Source organism: Photorhabdus akhurstii, assembly GCF_018448925.1.
Lineage (GTDB): Bacteria > Pseudomonadota > Gammaproteobacteria > Enterobacterales > Enterobacteriaceae > Photorhabdus > Photorhabdus akhurstii.
In genome coordinates this window covers 1-15,782 of record NZ_RCWE01000037.1, presented here as the reverse complement: position 1 = coordinate 15,782, position 15,782 = coordinate 1, and the positions used below count along the sequence as shown (strand labels likewise).

Annotated in this window: 9 protein-coding genes, 1 tRNA gene and 4 pseudogenes; 9 read left to right on the top strand and 5 right to left on the bottom strand. The window is 40.0% G+C overall.

What is annotated here, in order from left to right; genetic code table 11:
* Window position 1 precedes the first annotated feature (1 nt).
* The 3 genes and pseudogenes from dicD to EAE93_RS22200 form a co-directional block, all read left to right on the top strand.
* Window positions 2–574 (top strand): division control transcriptional repressor DicD, encoded by a 573-nt coding sequence (dicD, locus tag EAE93_RS22210; RefSeq protein WP_105398412.1) that lies wholly within the window; start codon window positions 2–4, stop codon window positions 572–574.
* A gap of 128 nt (window positions 575–702) precedes the next feature.
* Window positions 703–778: transfer RNA gene (locus EAE93_RS22205), tRNA-Phe, on the top strand.
* Window positions 779–940: 162 nt separating this feature from the next.
* Window positions 941–1,315: pseudogene (locus EAE93_RS22200) on the top strand (Arm DNA-binding domain-containing protein); the annotation flags it as partial.
* Here the strand turns inward: EAE93_RS22200 and EAE93_RS25170 are convergent.
* A pseudogene (locus tag EAE93_RS25170) lies at window positions 1,310–1,627 on the bottom strand (ash family protein); the annotation flags it as partial. The pseudogenes EAE93_RS22200 and EAE93_RS25170 overlap by 6 nt on opposite strands.
* Window positions 1,628–1,913: 286 nt before the next feature.
* On the opposite strand from EAE93_RS25170, the gene EAE93_RS22190 reads away from it, so the two are divergent.
* Genes EAE93_RS22190 through EAE93_RS24860 form a run of 3 tightly spaced genes read left to right on the top strand, consistent with a single transcriptional unit; the run spans window position 1,914 to window position 9,453 of the window.
* A complete protein-coding gene (locus EAE93_RS22190) occupies window positions 1,914–5,660 on the top strand; it encodes a hypothetical protein (RefSeq protein ID WP_214040598.1) in 3,747 nt (1,248 codons plus the stop codon).
* Window positions 5,661–5,703: 43 nt separating this feature from the next.
* Window positions 5,704–8,694, top strand: coding sequence for a hypothetical protein (locus EAE93_RS22185; protein WP_250151156.1), 2,991 nt, complete (start codon window positions 5,704–5,706; stop codon window positions 8,692–8,694).
* 45 nt (window positions 8,695–8,739) lie between these two features.
* The gene (locus tag EAE93_RS24860; protein ID WP_250151155.1) at window positions 8,740–9,453 is read left to right on the top strand and encodes a hypothetical protein; all 714 of its coding nucleotides are present in this window, start codon (window positions 8,740–8,742) and stop codon (window positions 9,451–9,453) included.
* A 122-nt stretch (window positions 9,454–9,575) separates the two neighbouring features.
* On the opposite strand, the gene EAE93_RS22180 is transcribed toward EAE93_RS24860, so the two are convergent.
* Window positions 9,576–10,718 carry a Fic family protein gene (locus tag EAE93_RS22180; RefSeq protein ID WP_214040597.1) on the bottom strand — a complete coding sequence of 381 codons (1,143 nt, stop codon included), beginning with the start codon at window positions 10,716–10,718 and terminating at the stop codon, window positions 9,576–9,578.
* A gap of 683 nt (window positions 10,719–11,401) precedes the next feature.
* Window positions 11,402–12,451: a Bcr/CflA family efflux MFS transporter gene (locus EAE93_RS22175; RefSeq protein ID WP_250151154.1), complete on the bottom strand. Its 1,050-nt coding sequence runs from the start codon at window positions 12,449–12,451 to the stop codon at window positions 11,402–11,404.
* A gap of 837 nt (window positions 12,452–13,288) precedes the next feature.
* On the opposite strand from EAE93_RS22175, the gene EAE93_RS22170 reads away from it, so the two are divergent.
* The 3 genes and pseudogenes from EAE93_RS22170 to EAE93_RS22160 all read left to right on the top strand — a co-directional run.
* Window positions 13,289–13,717, top strand: a complete 429-nt coding sequence (locus EAE93_RS22170; RefSeq protein ID WP_214040596.1) for a GFA family protein — start codon at window positions 13,289–13,291, stop codon at window positions 13,715–13,717.
* A gap of 260 nt (window positions 13,718–13,977) precedes the next feature.
* Window positions 13,978–14,223: pseudogene (locus tag EAE93_RS25670) on the top strand (transposase domain-containing protein); the annotation flags it as partial.
* Window positions 14,224–14,268: 45 nt separating this feature from the next.
* Window positions 14,269–14,526 (top strand): annotated as a pseudogene (locus EAE93_RS22160) (transposase); the annotation flags it as partial.
* Between the two features lie 24 nt (window positions 14,527–14,550).
* Here the strand turns inward: EAE93_RS22160 and EAE93_RS22155 are convergent.
* Complete coding sequence (locus tag EAE93_RS22155) at window positions 14,551–14,775, bottom strand: hypothetical protein (protein WP_214040595.1); 225 nt, start codon at window positions 14,773–14,775, stop codon at window positions 14,551–14,553.
* Entirely contained in the window at window positions 14,762–15,655 is an 894-nt protein-coding gene (locus EAE93_RS24845) for a hypothetical protein (protein ID WP_250151152.1), read from the bottom strand. Before EAE93_RS24845 ends, EAE93_RS22155 begins: the two co-directional genes overlap by 14 nt.
* Between the last annotated feature and the right edge of the window lie 127 nt (window positions 15,656–15,782).

Sequence of the window (15,782 nt, the reverse complement as noted above, 5' to 3'; positions counted from 1 at the left end):
CGTGCAACGAGAACAAGTTCTTAATCATGCCTTAAACTTACTGGAGCAACATGGCTTATCCATCACAACTGAGATACTTTTTGGCTCACTTAACATGGATATCGAATATCTCAAGCAATTCTGGCCTGATCGGGAAGCTCTGCTTTATGACTGCCTACGTTATCACAGCCAACAGATTGAAGTCTGGCAGCGACAAATATTACTGGATGAAAATCTGACACCAGAAGAGAAGCTACTAGCTCGTTATGCCGCCCTTGATGAAAAAGTAAAAGAGAAGCGCTACCCAGGTTGCCTATTTATCGCGGCCTGTAGCGAATTCCCTGAATCTGACCACCCTATTCATCAATTAGCTGAATTACAAAAACAGAGCTCTTCCCGTTACACCACCGAGCTACTACACCAACTGGATATTGAAGATTGCGAACTCGTTGCTAAACAGATGGAACTGATTCTGGAAGGTTGCCTGAGTAAGCTACTGGTCAAACGGGATATTGATGACATCGCTACGGCAAAACTGCTGGCAGAAGATGTTTTAGCTATTGCCTTATGTCGCAAAAATGGTGCGTTAAGTTAACAAAAATCAGCCTAAGATGAACAACCACACAAATTCCGGGCAAAAAGAGAGCAAACAATCAGCTTTTATCATTTTTTATCAGAAAGGCATTGACGACTTAGGCTGAATACGGTTTAATGCGCCCCGTTGCCCGGATAGCTCAGTCGGTAGAGCAGAGGATTGAAAATCCTCGTGTCGGTGGTTCGATTCCGCCTCCGGGCACCAAAGTTTAGTTTCATGGCGCTCCTATACGTCCTGAAATGTTAAAAAATCAGTAAGTTGCAAAGAGCCTGGAGCATCAATAGATACTGCCAGGGTTTTTGACATTCAGAGTTTTTGGGGCTTAATTGGGGGCCTGTTGGTTCGATAAACTCTGGAGCCCCCGCCATGCGACTCACCGATACCGCCATCCGTAACGCCAAGCCGCTCGATAAACCCTACAAACTCAGCGATGCGCAGGGTCTGTACCTGCTGATTAAACCCAACGGTTCTAAACTCTGGCAACTCAAGTACCGCTTTGGCGGCAAGGAGAAGAAGCTGGCGTTTGGCGCTTACCCGACCGTTACGCTGGCGAATGCGCGTAAGCTGCGTGAAGAAGCTCGCGCCGTACTCAGCGCGGGCGACAATCCGGGGGTGAAAAAGCAGCAGGAGAAGCAGGCGAAGAAAAGCGGTAATACCTTTGAAGGGGTCGCCCGTAAGTGGCTGGCGGGAAATATCCGCTGGACGGAGCATCACACGGCGAAGATCCTGCGCTCGCTGGAGCAGCGTCAAACAGGCATTGATCCTGCCGCAGAGCGCCATTTTTAACGCTATATCTTTACTTTCAATCAGGGTTTCGGCGAAGTTTTCGCAGTGATCGGCAAGGACGGTGAAGTCCGTGGCGGCATTGAAGGGAATAGCAAGTAACGGGTGTGTTTGAGTAGGGATCGTAGCCATAGTGGCAGCCTCCAGTAAGTGATTAATTGAACCACCACCGAAGAGACCAATTTTGCGGTGGTGGAACCGGACAGAGTTGGTCTTACCGGCCTTACTGGACACCGGCGCGTCTTGCGACGCCTCCGCCCGGCCCACCATTGAGATGTAGCCGGATGAACGACATAAAAAAGACGCAAAGCGCGTCATATGTCGCCAGTAAGGAATATCTTCAGGAGACCAATCCCGGCACCTGAATTTGCACCGCGATTAGCAGTTAACAGCAAGTGAGGTTATGAAAGGCTTATCGCAAAAATAACTCTCTCTTACCTGCAAAACTAATCATTCGTCTTTCGCATCAAACAAAAGACTAAAGTTTCATTTTTTCCATTTTATTCAATGAATAATCGGGAATATAATCCAGAAAACACACTCTAAGGATCTCAATATGAGGATCACCGCTACCCAAATTGAACAGTGGGCGGACACAAGAGACGCTCAGGGAATGTTGCCCATTTTGATCCGGCGATTAATTAGCGCGACCACAACAATAACAGCATTGAGCATGCCCGGCGGTGATTCTGTTTCAAGCAGCGGCTGGGATGGTATTGTCCAGGCTGACAAAGGCAACATCTGGGTTCCTGATGGTGCCTCTTTCTGGGAAATGGGCTGTTCCTCCGACATCATTACTAAAGCCCGCTCAGATTTTCGGAAAAGAAATCAACAAATTTCACCACAGGAAGCAGCTCAAAGTCGCTTTGTTTTCGTATCACCACGCCGGTGGTCCAAAAAAGATAGCTGGCTCAAAGAAGCACAGGCTGAAAACATCTGGTCCGGCGTTTATGCTCTTGATGCTGACGATCTGGAGGCGTGGCTGGAAAACACTCCGGCTGTAGCTCTCTGGTTCAGTGAAATAACAGGCCATACTGGTGCAGGCATTGAATCCATTTCCCATTTCTGGGAACGATGGTGCAATCAGTCACAATTTCCGTTAACAAAAGACACCTTACTGGCTGGCAGGGAAGAGGAAAAAAACACACTGAACGACTTTCTATCAGATAAAAAAGAACAAATTATTATCCGGGCAGACAGTCAGGAAGAAGGTATCGCTTTTGCCTGTGCCAGCTTAATAGAGATGGGACATGAAAATATATCAGCCTGCATAACTACTGATGATGGATGGCACTTTATTGATAAAAATCCCTCAATTCAATTTTGTCTGGCGATGAACAGTGATATTTCCAGACAAAGCCGACACCAGCCTGAACGAACTATTTTTATTCCCTTTTCCCTGGGCGATCACAATACTACGAACAATAAGCGAAGTGATACCATTACATTGGAACGTCTTACTCGAAGCGATTTTGAAGAGAAGCTCATTGCTTTAGGAGAGGAGGAATCCGATGCAAGGCGGTTATCGCAAACAACCGGACGATCCTGGTCGGTTTATCGACGTCTTAGGGCCAAAAACCCGGCAATATCATCTCCCGTATGGCTGACCACATCGCCAGCAAAAGCGCTAATCACGCTGACTCTGGTAGGATGCTGGAATACCAAAAAGGAAGGCGATAAATATTGCGTTGAAACTATTGCGCAAAAAGATTACGAAGAACTGGAACAGGAACTACGCGAAATATCTCTTCGGGATGACTCTCCGGTATTACAGATTGGTGATGTATGGAAAGCAAAATCTCCCATTGAGCTATTGTATCAACTAGCCCCTCGACTGACAGAAAGTCAGCTTGAACGTTTCTTCTTGGTTGTAAAACAAACGCTACTTAAACCCGATCCTGCCCTGGAGCTTAAAAACGAAGATCGCTGGATGGCGGCTATCTATGGAAAAGTTCGTTCAGAATCAGATTTTATTCTGAAATCAATCGCTGACTCACTGGTAAAGCTCAGAATCTACGCTGAAAGCAGTGAAGGGATTAATTCAGATTTCATCATTGCCGCCATCGACAATCTGGTTAGAGATCTGTTGATGGATGCCGATGGTGAGAGATGGCTGTCATTAACAGACGTATTATGTCCGTTAGCTGAAGCATCACCAGAGGTGTTCTTAAAATCCATAGAAACAAGTTTGCAATCAACAGAGGTTTCCGTTACTCGTCTACTAACAGAAACGAGCGAAAGCACAGGCTTTGGTATGCGTTGTTGGCATGCTGACTTATTGCATGCGCTGGAAATCCTAGCCTGGAATCCAAGGCGATTACTTAGAATCAGTCTTATTCTTGCAACGCTATCATCATTAAGAATTCAGGGAAACTGGACCAATACACCGGAAAATACCCTAAAATCGTTGCTCAGACCCTACTGGCCACAAACAATGGCTACTGATGAACAAAGACTCGTCGTACTTGATATGCTTATCAAAAAGCACGATAGCATTGTCTGGCGTTTTCTCTATGAACAAACTGATCCTATGGGCGGTGTTTATATGGGAAATGCCAGACCAAAATGGCGGGATGATGATGCTGGCAGTGCACAAATGAGAGGAACTTTTCTTTATGAATATTATTCTGCACTTAGTGAGCGAATTCTGGTTCTGGCAGAAAAAAATGTCGAAAGAATAGCAGCGCTTATTAAGCGAATAGACCATTTTGAAGGAACCTACCAAGAAAGACTTATTGCATTAATTAAACGCGCAATTTCTTTTTCTGATGGAGACAAGGAAATCATCAGAGAAGCACTATATCACTATCTGAGTTGGCATAACTCGTATAACAAAGATGGAGATAAAAAAAGCAGAACTGTTGCAGAAGACCTCATGTCATTCGTCGGTTTATTAACACCTAAAGATATTATTCTTGATAAACGCCGACTTTTCACATCTCAATACCCTGCATTACCTGAAGGAAATGAAATAGATCGCATAATACATAGTGAAAAAATAATAAAAATGCGAACCAATGCAATAGAAGAGATATATTTCCACCAAGGATTGGATGGAATATCATCTTTACTTTCATTAGCACAATCACCGTCTGTAATAGGTGAGTCTCTGGCTACCTGTAACTTAAATTTGATAGATTCATTCACATGGATTATTGAAAAATTCAAAGGTAATGGTTTCCCATTTCATGATCAATTGATAAGTTCATTTTATGCCTGGCTGCCTGAAGAAAAGAAACTTATCCTGTTAAATTCTCAAGAATTTAAAAATGAGATGAATAGTGATGACAAAATTGCCGCATTCCACTCAATACTCCCACCCAATATGGCTACATGGCACAACCTCTCAAGTTACTCTGAAAGCGCCCAAATGCTGTACTGGAAGGGAATCAATTATCCACACATCTGGAGTGATAATGCTGATGAAATTGATTACTTCATCGGAAAAATGATGTTCGCTGACAGATATATATCAACATTTAATCTCGTAAAACATCGTATAGAGAAAGTTTCCTGGCAAAACCTATTGAAACTGTTAAATGGATTCAGAACTACCACTGAAAAAGATGTACCAATACCAGATGGCTGGTATCTATCCAGAGCTATTGAATATCTTGAATCATCAGGCCAGGTCTCTCGTTTAGATTTATCCTTACTGGAATTCTTCTTTTTCTCAGCATTCAGGAATTGTGAAAAAGGAGCAAAAAACCTTTACACGGAATTACTTTCCAATCCACCACTCTTTGTGCAATTAATATGTCTTGCTTATAAACCAGAATCTAAGAAAGAGTATAAACAGGATGAATCCTTAATGGCTGCGGCACAACAAGCTGGCAGAGTTCTGGATCAAGGGAAAGGAATCCCCGGTCAGAGACCAGATGATAATATTGATGAAGTCGTATTTAGTAACTGGATTGAGGAAGTCAGGAAATTGGCGGCAGAAAATGACAGAAGCAATACTACTGATTACATAATCGGTAAATGGCTATCCCGCTCAAAACATCTAAATAACGCACCATGGTCCAGCATAATAATCAGAGATTTGCTGGAAGAAACAGAACGAGATGAGATCAGAGAAGGATTCTATTATGGCACTATCAATAGCCGTGGTACAACAGTAAGAGCTTATTATGAAGGCGGTGATAAAGAACGAAAACTAGTTGACCAGTACAAAGAAATAGCTAACCAGTTATATTTCACTCATCCCAAATTGGCGTGTGTCTTTGATGACCTTGCTTCACATTATGATTTTGATGCTGTAAATCAAGATCGGCATGCAAAATTAAGACTTGAAGGATATTAAATACAACACATTACATACACTTAGTTCTCAAAAGGATTTAAAAATGGGAAAGAACAGCAAGTCAAAACGAGATTCAAAAAAGAAAAAAAACAATAATAAGCCCAAAGATAAATTCCCGAACAGGGGGATAAGAAACTATAAGGACATTATGCCACAAATAAAAGAAAAATTAACATCTGTTTATACAGAATACAACCTCGCAGAACTTTTTCTCGCATTAAGTATTTCCGAATTATGGCTACCCAATATTTCGTCACCTGTAAAACACACTATCGCTTTCAACACCTTGCTTTCCATGGACGTCAGTACATTTAACAACCAAAAGGAACTTAAAACATACCAACAAGCAAGCGAATTTTTTAGCATTATTTACAATATATTACCTGATATTCCTCAAATGGAAGATTTTATCCCTGAACAAGACTGGGGACAAATAAGAATACCGTGGGGAGATAGTATTTATAAAATTTTTTATGGTAGCTCAGTCGAACGCTTATATGATTATATTAAAGCTTTTGAAATTAGATACGCAGAATATCCAATTATTCTTAAGCAAATGGAAAATGTTCTTATTTTACAGAACCAGTTTTTATCAGGCATAAATCCAGTTGATACACTCTCAGAACAAGAGTTCTCACCCGGTCATGTCGAAATCCCTCCAGAAACGTTCTGGAAAACCTGCCATCAGGCTTTAACGGATGCCAGTCATGCGTTTGAGGAAATAATAAATCAGACAGAAAATATATTTATTAAAAAACCAGGGGAATTTAAAAGCATTAACTCCACCACTGAATTATCAAATATAATAATGGAAGGCATAGCGCTCCCTGCTATTGGTATCAATATTGGTGATCGTGTTTATCCATTGTCATTCAGGAATATGGCAAATGTAATTATTGAGCACTATGCTTCCCAGAAAATGGATATCGATTGTTCAGATGCAATTTCAAATTTCATATCCCAGCGTTTTGAAAACATTATTGAGGGACCATTTCTGCTTCTGAATCAAAAAAAGATCCTACCTTATAAATTCGCTGGGATACTACAGGGAAATGATAAGTATTATTTATTTGTACCTTTTGATATTAATCCAATAAACAAACTAAAAAAGATAGAAGAAGATGTTTTCGAACTTTTTAGCCAAGGAAAATGGGCTTTATCACCGATTTCATCATCACAACTATTAGGTATTCGAAATGGCTCAGGAAAGCAACTTGCAATTGATGATATTGAGTTTATTTTCATAAGCTCTAATCTTACTACTGCTATGCTTCCTTTTAAGCCACCGCAACTAAAATATAGTTATCATATTCTTTTCTTGACAGAATTTATTGCATTATTTGACTCGATAGATAACCTAAGTGAATTGTCATCACTTTTTTCATATCTAGAGCAATATAAATCCAAAATAAATCCGTTTTTTATTTCTGTAATAGATAAATTTGCATCACTTAAAGGAACTCATTCTGTATTAGAAGATGGTGCTATTAATTTCGACATGATTATTCTTGATCCTCATTGGGGATCTCACTGGAGATATGAAGAACTGGAAAAATACTGGTCACAGGTCCCTTCAAATTTTCCTGATGTCAATGTAAAATGGAATATCAGTAATACTTACCAAGGAAATATTTCATTAATATCAAAAAGTCATTTCTATGTATGCTGGTGCACAAAAATAAATAACTGCACAATGCATTTTTGTGCCGATCGCAAACCACTACTAAATGAAGATCATCTTAACGGTCAGCTTCTGACATTATTTTTAGAATGCACTTGTGATGCGCTATCGCAACGAAAAGATATTTTAGAGAATATATCATTCCAAAATATAAAAAGAATTACCGTTCACTGCGCTATTGACAAAAAATATCTGGTCGATAGTAATTCCGACATTACAGAAAATTTTGATCCTGAGTTGTTCACTCACGTGTCATTAATTAACAAAGATAATTCTTCTGCAAATATAAAAATTCACATTAATTTACCTCTCATGCAATATCGTCTTAACAGACCTCAAAATGCCAGTTTCCAGGCTGATGTTTGCATTGCGTTCTTACAATCGCTCTCCCAAATACTTCATATCGAGTTCTCCGAAGATATTAGGCAACAGATAATCAATACAGGGAACAGACCCGCAAGGATGGCAATATCCAGCGAAAAGCGCACCTTTGATACTTTAGAAATAAAACCAAACATTCCTGAAGCCAAACACTTTAAACTAGCCAGAAAAACATTGGCTAACTTAATTAAAGAGTCTGGAGTTCAGGAAGGTAATTATGAGTTACAAAAGGCCAAGGATATTATTAACCCTTTAGCCGATTTTTTCAGAGAAAAAATTCACGCAACAATACGCTCAATGAACAGGGAGCACTTGCTACAATTTGTAATTGAAAACTATGATGCTTATGTAGCCGAAGATCATAGAAAAAAGAAAAATATTATGTTAAGCCTTCAACATGAGGTTAATTATAATAGAACAGAAAAATTAGCAAAACAGAGTACTGAGTTCAACCGTATGTCAGCAAATTATAGATATTTGCTTGAATGCGCTTTGAGTCTTAACACAAAAAGTAAAACCATACCTGCTACCGATGATATCTTACAATTACTTGCTGATATTGATTGGTTAATAGTACTTTATAATGCAAGTGACATCTTGCATAACGATATTGATGTAGGTGGTTTGAATATAGATAATTTTTACATCCCACAAGTATTTTTTTCCGAAGATCGTGAGATTAAAGAAGATAAGTTTAGTGAAGAACAAGCAGGCTATAAGTTAGGTTATAACTTAAACGATAATGACTCAGTAGAATCCGACATTATAAATGAAAATTTAGATGTTCTTGATCGTATATTTCAACAAGATCTCGGTTTCAAATACTCGAGTTTACTTGCTGTTTTCTCTATTCTTTTTCAATGGGCTCGATTTAACCAAATTGAATTAAATCTTTCATATCAGGCGACAAGGGCTGATATGGTAACTACATTACTTAACAGCAATACAAACCTGATTAATGAAGAAGTATAGAAAATAATAGATTTTCTTATTCTTAATCCGAATAAGATAAGAAAATTGCTGGGTGCTGATTCTGAATATTTTGATGTACCCATATCCGATCATAATAAACGAGATCACCGATATAATATTCGCCCACTAATAGAAATTAGTAATAATAATATAGTCTGGGGAGCTGCGGCAGCATATCGGGCAGGCACAATATGGATTGCCCATATTGCAAATGGATATCTTCCTGCCGAATTCGAATGGAGCCACATTTCACATGAAGTTGGTAAAATAAAAGAGAGTATTGAAAAGCAATTAGAAATAACCACTTTTAATATTGTAAAAAGGTTCGCAACCCAAATTGAACTTGGCATCGACTTTAAGAAACGCTTTCCAAAGAAAAAATTTCCTGATGTAGGTGATTTTGATACCTTAGCCTATTTTCCTGATAGCAATACCTGGTTGAATATAGAGTGTAAGTATAATCAGCCCTACTATTGCATTAAGGATATGCGTCGTTTACGAGAGAAAATATTTGGTAGAGGTGATAAAAGGGGACAGATTGGGAAAATAGAAAAAAGGATTGATTTCCTAGCAGAAAATTATAATAATCTTCGTACTCTACTAAACTGGAGTGAGCCAGCAGATAATTACGAAGTTAAATTTATCCATTTATATATTAGTAGACAAATTTACTGGTGGTTAAGATATCCGCCATATGAAACTAATATTAATTTTGTACAAGTAGATGCGTTAGAAGCTTGGTTACAAGAAAATTTATAGTATATTAACCAACCGCTGAGGCGTTATCAATGCCCCCTTCTATGAAGGGGGACTTTTACAGAAGAAATAAACATGTGTCAAAAAAGCTATCTACATTGTAAGTAACAATTTGCTCATTAAGATTATAGGTTAGGAATAAACCCTTCTTCCCGCAGAACCTTAATCACCCCACGAATCAGATATGAGTTAGAAAACTTCGCCGTATAGGTACGAGCCCCCTCTTCTACTGGCTGAAGCAGTCCCCGTTCAATCAGCTTACCAAGCTGATAAGTCACCTGCGTCGGTTTAAGCTCAGGCAAAACGGCGCGTAGATCGCCCGCTTTTATCGTCCCCAGCTCAACAACGCGTTTCAGAACCTTCGATTCCAGCGGGTTTATCAGCCCTCTCTCCGATAAGAAATCGATGGCCGGATACAGGATCTTTTCGCTCAGGAAAGCGTGGTTTGTCAGTTGATCGACTTTCTTCAGCTCAGAGGAGATCCCCGAAAGCACATATAAGCACCATTCTTCCAGCCCCTGCTCTGTTCCCTTATCAGCTAACGAAAGCATGGCGTAATAGCGTTCACGATCATTGCAGAATACCGCTGTCGGATTGAGAACCCGCCCACCAGCCTGAACATTAAAACCATACTTGATAAGCAATGCATAGGTCAGCAATCTGACCGTTCTGCCATTACCGTTGCCAAATGGATGTATCCAGCCAAAGCGGTGGTGCACCAGTGCAATCTTCATCAGATCGTACTTTGGCTTATCGGCACGATTAATAAAGGCGGTCAGTTCCGCCATATAATCAGGAACGCGGATGTGGTCCGGCGGTAAATGGTCAGACAGAGCGATGCTGACGTTATGTTGCCGATATGCTCCGGGCGTTCTGTCGCCTTCCTGTTGCAGCCCGGCTACCGCCAGACTATGCAACTCGCGGATAAAATATTCTGTTATGTCATCGCCGTTGCTCAGGTATTCGTCGATGTACTCCATCGCGGCTTCAATATTGTTGATTTCTTTGAGTTGGTCCGTCGAACTCTGCGTTCCTTCAACCTTGCTTTCAACATAGTCGGCAAGCGTGGTATGGTTTCCCTCAATCCTTGCGGAGCCAAGACTCTCCAGCATGTGGAAAACGGCCTTCAACTGCGCAAACAGGATAGGGTGAACATCAGTTTCCAGCCGCAGGTGCCGGAGTAACTCCAGTTCCGTCAGCGCATCGACCAAAGGGGAGTCAAAGCTGGGGTTCAGAAGCGAGAGTTCAAAGTGATTAAATTGAACCATGATGTTTAGTTATCTCAACTGGTGAATAAAAACATCTCAAAAGTATAGCAAAAATAGTAATAGAATCTATATCTTAGAAAGAACACTGTTTTTGATTATCTCAAAAACCGTTGTTCCAACATATCAAATGTAAGTTTGAAAGATGTTCAATGAGAAGGGGGATGGGGCTTTGATTGCATAATGCAGTATGGATTTTTTAGCGCCGCTATGTGTGGAGGTCTGGTCGTTATATGTGGACCTGACTCCACACATAACGAAGCCCCACTATCTTAAATACCGATTTTTCTTGATAACCATCACAAAACAAAAGCGATTTTTTGTGGGGGCCTTCGTGGGGACGCTGTTTGAGAGATGAGAAAACTCAACCGGCGGCCGAAACAAGAACCCGAATGTATAACTGTAGTTAGTTTAGCTTTTCAGTACTTCGATATTGAATTGAATACAAGGGTTATGATGTAGGATACATAAGAAATTATGTGTCTTTTTTCTGCTTGAACGCAATACTTACAAATCCTATTGCAACTGCCAGGCCAATCCAAAATAAATCAATAAATTAACACGATGTTGGGTTCAACAAACCAGCTTTGTGTTTGATGATAGGGTCGTCAATCTCCCTCGGTAATCACACTAATACACATAATGTGACATCTATATTATTAACCACTTTTCATTCCTATTTTAGTTTATATTGTTTGTTTCTTACTGATTTCTTTATTACCTCTATTACCAGTTATATAAATAATGCTACCGACCAAGGAAACAACGGTGATAATAGATGCCACTTTAATCGGTTCATGGTGAGATATATAACCAATAAGCAATGATGCCAATCCCGCACTACCTAATTGCAAGGTTCCCATTACGCCGGAAGCTGTCCCAGCCGCTTGAGAATAAGTGGCAATTGCCGATGCAGTACCTAGTGGCAGCAAAAAACCATTACCGAAAGTCAATATTGATATTGTTAGCACAGAAGTTATCAATAGGTAGGGACTAAAAAACATTTGTATCGTGAAAGCAATACCGCCAACAGCAAAGATGAGATAACCATGAGAAATCGTCTTTCTCATGCCCTGCTGGCGACTTAATTTCTTAGCCGTAAGATTACCCAACACATAACTCAAAGAGAGAATTATATAGGTATAACCAACATATTTTTCTGGTAATCCCATAGCGGTAAGAATAAATGGAGATTCAATCAAATAAGAAAAATATGCTGTATAAGCGAAGCAAGGTATTGCTGCATAGTAAAGAAACTTTTTATTTATTATCACTTGGTAAGTACTAACTAATACATTTTTAACACTCAATTTTTGGCGTTTTTCTATTGGCAGTGACTCTTCCAGAACTAGCAAGCACAATATAAGCGCGGCTGTTATAAATAAAGTAAGAAATAAAAAACAGGCTTTCCAACCATAATATTCACTTAGCATACCTCCGATCATGGGTGCGACAGCGGGTGACATTCCCACAAAAGGGAAAATAATCAGATACAAATTGGCTGCCTCTTCTTTCCCCATCAAATCACTAATAATGGCACGACTTAATGTAATACCCGCACAAGCGCCTATTCCCTGGAATAAACGCAATAATAGTAATTCACTAATATGCGTACTGTAAAAAATACCGATTGTTGAAATCAGCCATATAATCATTCCAGAAATAAGAACCGTTTTTCTTCCTAAGCAATCACTTAATGGCCCATAAATAAGTTGAGAAAAGGCTATACCCGTCATCTTTCAAGTTGCCTCTTTGTTGGCTGCGCTCGCTCACCCCGGTCACATAGTTACCTATGCTCCCGGGGATTCACTCCCTTGCCGTCGCGATGCATCTTGAAATCCATAGGGTATATACCAAATAGAAATATAGCTATTGCACTTTGTATACTAGATTCGCTGACGTGATAATAGTTCCCCATTTTACTCAAAGCGGGTAAGAATATATCCGATGAAACCAGCCCACCCATAGAAAGAAAAGCCATTAAAACGATAAATAATAAAGATAAAGATTTATTGTTCATGGACTATTAACCACTCAATATAATAAACACTATCCCAGAATAAATTCCATATAAAATAAAAACCCGCACCAGTTAAATTTTCATTAAATTCACACGATCACTTATTTAATGAAAAACTAATGCTTTTCATGTAAAAAAACAATAAATTACTTTGCATACCACTTTGTGCTGCAAGAATTAATCGCTCTTTATAACAACATAAAAGTCGAATCTCATCGACTCTTTAGATTAATAATTTCCACTCTATAAACAAGTCCTCCAAATAATCAGATACTTTTACACAACTTCTTTAAGAATTAACTTTTACAAAAATAAACTTATGTAAATATCAATTAGAAAAATAGTAACATCAATATCACTTTCAGCAAACAAAAAAATATAGAATTTAAATTCAAAAATTAATAAAAAAACACAAAACACAAAACACAACATATAATGCTAAAAAAATCCATTATTATTTGAACAATGATATATTTTTTTAAAACTCACAAACGAGTAATACCAGATCACATTTCCTCGCTATTGTTAAGACACGAAAACTGAGGAGGTACACATGGTGATTTTCGGTAGTTGTCACTGTAAGAATATTGAATTTACGTTTAATTGGGAGCCTGAACCTCTGGAGATTCCGGCACGAGCATATACTTGCTCTTTTTGTACCAAGCACAATGCAGTCTGGACATCATTCTCGGCAGGGCAGCTTCGGCTGAGTATCAGAGAACAAAAGCTGCTACATAGATACTCTTTTGAATCCGGTACAGCACAGTTTCACATCTGTAGCCAGCGTGGAGTAGTGCCTGTTGTCATCAGTCAGATTAACGGTCGCGATTATGCCGTCGTTAACGTCAATACCTTTGAAGACGTTGATCCTGCACTGTTTAAGTATGTTTCTGCTAAGTTCACTGATGAAAGCGATCAAGCTCGATTGACACGTCGCCAACAAAACTGGATTGCTAACGTTGAATATATTTGCAAACAATGAACCCTTGAACCAGAGAGATCCACTATGCAATCCATCTATCAAATGTTGGGACTAGACATAGGTCACTGTGACGCCATTGGATCATATGTTGTTGTTTTTGTCCCGGGGTATATCGTACGGCTCATAGTGTCAGTCTCCAAATGAAGATAAGGAAGCTATCGCGTGCATAGGCCGGAGGAGAAGGGCAAGGTGGGATAGCACCAGAGCATTACTGAATCGCCAGTCGGCCCTGGTGTGTTATCTGGATGATGTGCCGAGTACCGATAAACAACAACCGGGCGGAGAATGCGGTCCGGGGTGTGGCGCTCGGCCGAAAGAACTGGCTTTTTGCGGGCTCGCTCTGCGCGGGGCAACGGGCGGCCATGATAATGAACCTGCTGGAAACTGCCAGAGCCAACGGACATGAGCCCTGGGTCTGGTTACGTGATGTCCTCAGTCGGCTGCCTGTCTGGCCAAACAATCGGTTGAATGAGCTGCTGCCCTGGCCTGAGAATCCCTTCCGTTAACATCCCATTTTGTTGTTATCTGACAACGCAAGGTGAGTCCACCGGAACATTACTATTCATAAAAGTCAGAAGGTAAAGGACTGGCTGGCACGACATCCAAAATTTACCCTGTTGTTTTTACCGGTCTATTCACCGTGGTTAAATAAAATAGAACGGTTATGGCAATCGCTCCATGAGACAATAACGCGAAATCATTGTTGTCAATTTATGTGGCAGTTACTGAATTATGTTAATGCCTTTTTGGCATCGTTTTCATCACAGCAAAAGCCAGGAAGACAAAAAATGGGTGTAGCACAATTATGAAATCTTATTTAGGAATTTTTCTGACTAATACATTTTAAATAACCAAAGTACAAACCCAGCTAAAGCACCTGCTCCCCCAATTTGCAAATGAACTCCTATATTGTCTTTGATGGAACAAAAAATATCGGCTTTGTCTATAAACCATAAACTAAAAGCCTGTGAGATAACACTCAGTAAGAAGACAGCCAAGAAAAAAGAAAATAATAAATAACACATAATCACTATTGATTTCATTTTATTTTTTTTCATTTTGCTGTTTTCCTTCTTGCATTGCTCCGCCAACAGTAGAGTTGAACCAACCTGATACTGCTGAATCACCAACGTTACCAGCCACTGATGGGATTGAACTTTGTTTCACAGGCTTTGTAATAGTCCAAATCCCTATTGGTTCCCATTCATATTGTTTCGATATAGGATTAAGCACTTTCCCCATTGGTACTTTGATAACATTACCAGCAGCATAACCTGCACTGGCACCTCCTTTACTCAATATCGCATTTAAGAAAGGATCATCCCCTTTAATTTCCGCAGTGTAGTAGCCGCCTACCGCATTCCACGTTACAGTGGGGTTATAACCTTTTTCGGCAGTAATAGCACCAACAACACCTGCACCAATCAAATCAGAAAGTTTTACTTCTTTCGTCGTACCGTACTGAATAGCCGCGTTCATACCACTGGTGACGCCTGCCGCAAGTAGCTGCTCTTTCCCTTTCGCCCCCTGAATCATTGCCTTTGCACCAAAGACCATTACAGGCCATGAAGTTGGATCTAAGGCGACAGCGGCAACTCTGTTAGAAGTGGTAATATTATCCTTCAAAAACTGCAAATCCTTACCATTCAAATACTGCACTATCTTGATGGCGTCGGGATCTTTTAATTTCTCTGACAATCGAATTTGTAACGATCCCTCATCAAGCGCAACATTCGTATTTACTTGAATAATTTCTTCATAAGTCACGCAGGTAATACCGCCTCCTTTGCATTTTTCCTCTAATTCGGCACTATTCTTATTGCTGATGTCTAAATACTTCTGAATAACTGCACCGCAGTCTCCTCCTTTGGCCTTACACTCGGCCAACTCTTTATCAAAACGGTGGCTTTCGTCTTCATAAAGATAGTTGTTCTCCACAACAAAAAAATCCCAGCTCAACAGCTGGGATCGTTCTTATCGGGTAACTAACGAATATCAAATAACCAAAGCACAAAGCCGACTAGAAATCCAGATGTACTGACTTTCAAGTACATACTAATGTTGC